3 protein-coding genes and 1 riboswitch are annotated in these 3328 nt (G+C 74.0%); all 3 genes read left to right on the top strand.

The window, feature by feature from the left end; translation table 11 throughout:
• The first annotated feature begins 67 nt into the window (after positions 1 to 67).
• Positions 68 to 156, top strand: a riboswitch (cobalamin riboswitch).
• 112 nt (positions 157 to 268) lie between these two features.
• On the top strand, positions 269 to 1207 hold the full coding sequence (locus tag DKT69_RS36715; RefSeq protein ID WP_109805943.1) for an ABC transporter substrate-binding protein: 939 nt from the start codon (positions 269 to 271) through the stop codon (positions 1205 to 1207).
• Between the two features lie 184 nt (positions 1208 to 1391).
• On the top strand, positions 1392 to 2423 hold the full coding sequence (locus DKT69_RS36710) for a FecCD family ABC transporter permease (protein ID WP_201750050.1): 1032 nt from the start codon (positions 1392 to 1394) through the stop codon (positions 2421 to 2423).
• A complete protein-coding gene (locus tag DKT69_RS36705; RefSeq protein ID WP_109805941.1) occupies positions 2420 to 3202 on the top strand; it encodes an ABC transporter ATP-binding protein in 783 nt (260 codons plus the stop codon). Before DKT69_RS36710 ends, DKT69_RS36705 begins: the two co-directional genes overlap by 4 nt.
• Positions 3203 to 3328 lie beyond the last annotated feature (126 nt).

Genomic DNA, 3328 nt, shown 5'->3' with positions numbered 1-3328 from the left:
CACCCCGCCCGTCCGGACGATCTCCGCTGCTCGTGCGCTACCGTGGCAGCGACCAACCCGCAGCGAAGCCGGTGCGAAACCGGCGCTGTCCCGCAACTGTGATGCCCCGCACGGCGTCGGCCCCGGCCGGCGCCGACGTCTGTGGGGCGAGCCAGGTCGCCTGCGGCACGGTCGCGACACGCGCTCTCGAGGAAGGGCGCCTCGCGGACGGGCACGCCAAGGCGGTCCCTGTCGGCGAAGCAACATTCCTCGACCGACAGGAGGACCCATGTCCAGACGTACCCCCCGGCTCTTCGCCGCCGCCCTCGCGGTGGCCGCGCTGGCCCTCGGCGCCTGCGCCGAGAAGACCTCGACCGACACCCCCGCCGCCGGCGGCAGCTCGGCGGCCGCCGCCTTCCCGGTCACCGTCGGCAAGCTGACCCTGGAGAAGCGGCCGGAGAAGATCGTCTCGCTGTCGCCGTCGGCGACCGAGATGCTCTTCGCCGTCGGCGCCGGCAAGCAGGTCACCGCCGTCGACGACCAGTCGAACTACCCGGCCGACGCGCCGAAGAGCGACCTGTCCGGCTTCCAGCCGAACGCCGAGGCGATCGCCGGCAAGAGCCCCGACCTGGTGGTGCTCTCCAACGACACCAACAGGATCGTCGACCAGCTCACCAAGCTGAAGATCCCGGTGCTGCTCACCCCCGCGGCGACCACCCTGGACGACACGTACCAGCAGATCACCGACCTGGGCGCGCTCACCGGCCACCCGGCCGAGGCCGCGGACGTCACGAAGAAGATGAAGGACGACATCGCCGCGCTCACCAAGGACCTGCCGCAGCGGGCGAAGAAGCCGACCTACTACCACGAGCTGGGGCCGGAGCTGTACAGCGCGACCAGCAAGACCTTCATCGGCTCGATCTACACCCTCGCCGGCCTGGAGAACATCGCCGACCCGGCCGACGCCGACGGGAAGAACGGCGGCTACCCGCAGCTCTCCCAGGAGGTCATCGTCAAGGCCAACCCGGACTTCGTCTTCCTGGCCGACACCAAGTGCTGCAAGCAGACCCCGGACACGGTCAAGGCGCGCAGCGGCTGGGCCGGCGTCACCGCGGTGAAGAACAACCAGATCGTCGCCCTCGACGACGACATCGCCTCGCGCTGGGGCCCGCGCGTCGTCGACCTGCTCAGGTCGATCGTCGACGCCACCGCCAAGGTCCCGGCCTGACCCCTCGGTGAGCGTGCGACCAGTGGAACCCGCCGGCCGGACGGCCGGGACGCCCGACGCGTCCCGGCCCGCCGGCCTGCCCGCGTCCGGCTCCGGCCGGAACGGCGCTTCCGCCCTTCCGCCCGGCCCTCCGGCCGGCGGGCGGCCCACGGCCGGGCCGGGTGCGACGGCCCGGCCGGCCGGGCTGCGGAAACGCTGGCTCGTCGCCGGGCTCGGCGCGGTGCTGGTCGCGTTGGTCGCCGGGGTGTCCCTCGGCCCGGTCAGCCTGCCACCCGGCAGCGTGGCCGCCGAACTGCTCAACCTGCTGCCCGGGGTACACCTGGACAGCGGGCTGACCGAACGCGAGATCGCCATCGTCACCGAGCTGCGGCTGCCCCGGGTGGTGCTCGGCCTGCTCGTCGGCGCGCTGCTCGCCCTCGCCGGGGGCTGCTACCAGGGCGTGTTCCGCAACCCGCTGGCCGACCCGTACCTGCTGGGCGTGGCGGCCGGCGCCGGGCTCGCGGTGACCGCGGTGATCGCGCTCGGCGCCGGGGCGGGCGGGGCGCTGACCGGGATGCCGGTCACCATCCCCCTCGCGGCGTTCGTCGGCTCGCTCGGGGCGGTCGCCATGACCTACCTGCTCGGCGCGGCCGGCGGTCGGGACCGGTCACCCGCCACGCTGATCCTGGCCGGGGTGGCGGTGTCGGCGTTCCTCGCGGCGGGGCAGACGTACCTGCTGCAACGCCACTCGGACAGCATCCAGCAGGTCTACTCCTGGCTGCTCGGCCGGCTCGCCACCGCCGGCTGGCCGGACGTCCGGCTGGTCCTGCCGTACTTCCTGCTGACCGCCGTGGTGGTGCTGCTGCACCGCCGGGAACTCGACGTCCTCTCCGTGGGCGACGACGAGGCGACCAGCCTCGGCCTGCACCCGCAGCGCTCCCGCTACCTGCTGATCGCCGCCGCCTCGCTCGGCACCGCCGCCGCCGTCTCCGCCTCCGGCCTGATCGGCTTCGTCGGCATCATCGTGCCGCACACCGTACGGCTGCTCGCCGGGTCCAGCTACCGGGTGATCCTGCCGCTGTCGATGCTCTTCGGCGGGGCGTTCCTGGCGCTGACCGACGTGGTCGCCCGGACCGCCGCCGCCCCCGCCGAGATCCCGATCGGGGTGGTCACCGCCCTGCTCGGCGGCCCGTTCTTCGTGCTGGTCCTGCGTACCGCCCGCCGGGTGCTCACGTGAGCGCGCCGGCGGTCGAGGTGCGGGACCTGCACGTCCGGCTGGGCGGCGCGCCGATCCTGGCCGGCGTCGACCTGAGCGTCGCGGCCGGTGAGTGGGTCACCGTGATCGGCCCGAACGGCGCCGGCAAGTCGACCCTGCTGCGCGCCGTCGGCGGCCTGCTGCCCGTGCCGGGCGCGGTCGCCCTCTTCGGTACGCCGATCCAGGCGCTGCGCCGCCGCGACCGGGCCCGGGTGGTGGCCACCGTCGCCCAGTCCCCGGTGGTGCCGGCCGGCATGTCGGTGCTCGACTACGTGCTGCTCGGCCGGACCCCGTACATCCCGCCGCTGGGCCGGGAGTCCGCCGCCGACCTGGTCGCCGTCCACGAGGTGCTGGACCGGCTGGATCTCGGCGCGTTCGGGCACCGGGAGCTGGCCACCCTCTCCGGCGGCGAGCGGCAGCGGGTCTTCCTGGCCCGGGCGCTCGCCCAGGGCGCCACCCTGCTGCTGCTGGACGAGCCGACCAGCGCGCTGGACATCGGCCACCAGCAGGAGGTGCTCGAGCTGGTCGACCAGCTCCGCCGGGCGCACGGCCTGACCGTGCTCGCCACCATGCACGACCTCTCCGTGGCCGGCGAGTACGCCGACCGGATGGTCCTGCTCGCCGACGGCCGCGTCGCCGCCTCCGGCCCACCCCACGAGGTCCTCACCGAACCCCTGCTGGCGATGCACTACCGCGCCCACGTCCGCGTCATCCCCGGCGACCGCGGCCCCCTGGTGGTCCCCGTCCGCCCCACCCCCTAGCTCCGGCGATCTTGCACTTAGTGCCCCGGCAAAACGGACATACGAGGCATGTCGGGGGCCCCAACTGCAAGATCGGCGCGTGGTGGGGTCGGGGTCAGGAGAGGGTGGTGATGGAGAAGAGGGCGC

Origin of the sequence: Micromonospora sicca (assembly GCF_003172935.1) — a bacterium.
In the GTDB taxonomy this organism is placed as follows: domain Bacteria; phylum Actinomycetota; class Actinomycetes; order Mycobacteriales; family Micromonosporaceae; genus Micromonospora; species Micromonospora sicca.
The sequence above is the reverse complement of the archived record's forward strand: the minus strand, read 5'-3'. Positions and strand labels throughout refer to the sequence as shown.

What these genes read in the sequence shown, in the direction of transcription:
- DKT69_RS36715 (WP_109805943.1), top strand. Translation starts at nt 269, where the DNA reads ATGTCCAGACGTACCCCCCGGCTCTTCGCCGCCGCCCTCGCGGTGGCC.